Origin of the sequence: Kluyvera genomosp. 1, assembly GCF_001266615.1 — a bacterium.
GTDB lineage: Bacteria > Pseudomonadota > Gammaproteobacteria > Enterobacterales > Enterobacteriaceae > Kluyvera > Kluyvera cryocrescens_A.
This window is the reverse complement of record NZ_LGHZ01000062.1, coordinates 1-1100: the sequence shown is the minus strand read 5'-3', so window position 1 is coordinate 1100 and position 1100 is coordinate 1. Positions and strand designations below refer to the sequence as shown.

Here is a 1100-nt window from a genome sequence, read left to right as displayed (position 1 = left end):
GGTAAAACTACCCTGACCGCTGCAATCACTACCGTACTGGCTAAAACCTACGGCGGTGCTGCTCGTGCTTTCGACCAGATCGATAACGCACCAGAAGAAAAAGCTCGTGGTATCACCATCAACACTTCCCACGTTGAATATGACACCCCGACTCGCCACTACGCGCACGTAGACTGCCCAGGCCACGCCGACTATGTTAAAAACATGATCACCGGTGCTGCGCAGATGGATGGCGCTATCCTGGTTGTTGCTGCAACTGATGGCCCTATGCCACAGACTCGTGAGCACATCCTGCTGGGTCGTCAGGTAGGCGTTCCTTACATCATCGTGTTCCTGAACAAATGTGACATGGTTGATGACGAAGAGCTGCTGGAACTGGTAGAAATGGAAGTTCGTGAACTTCTGTCTCAGTACGATTTCCCAGGCGACGACACTCCTATCGTTCGTGGTTCCGCGCTGAAAGCGCTGGAAGGCGAAGCAGATTGGGAAGCAAAAATCATCGAACTGGCTGGCTACCTGGATTCTTACATCCCAGAACCAGAACGTGCGATTGATAAGCCATTCCTGCTGCCAATCGAAGACGTATTCTCCATCTCCGGCCGTGGTACCGTTGTTACCGGTCGTGTAGAGCGCGGTATCGTTAAAGTTGGCGAAGAAGTTGAAATCGTTGGTATCAAAGAGACTGCTAAGTCTACCTGTACTGGCGTTGAAATGTTCCGCAAACTGCTGGACGAAGGCCGTGCTGGTGAGAACGTTGGTGTTCTGCTGCGTGGTATCAAACGTGAAGAAATCGAACGTGGTCAGGTTCTGGCTAAGCCAGGCTCCATCAAGCCGCACACCAAATTCGAATCTGAAGTTTATATCCTGTCCAAAGACGAAGGCGGCCGTCATACTCCGTTCTTCAAAGGCTACCGTCCACAGTTCTACTTCCGTACAACTGACGTGACTGGTACCATCGAACTGCCAGAAGGCGTAGAGATGGTAATGCCGGGCGACAACATCAAAATGGTTGTTACCCTGATTCACCCAATCGCAATGGACGACGGTCTGCGTTTCGCAATCCGTGAAGGCGGCCGTACCGTTGGCGCGGGCGTTGTTGC

At 52.2% G+C, this 1100-nt stretch carries 1 protein-coding gene; it reads left to right on the top strand.

Annotated elements, in window-relative coordinates; all coding sequences use genetic code 11:
• Window positions 1-1100: elongation factor Tu (tuf, locus tag KP80_RS22055; RefSeq protein ID WP_052285777.1), on the top strand; the 1100-nt coding region annotated here is incomplete at both ends.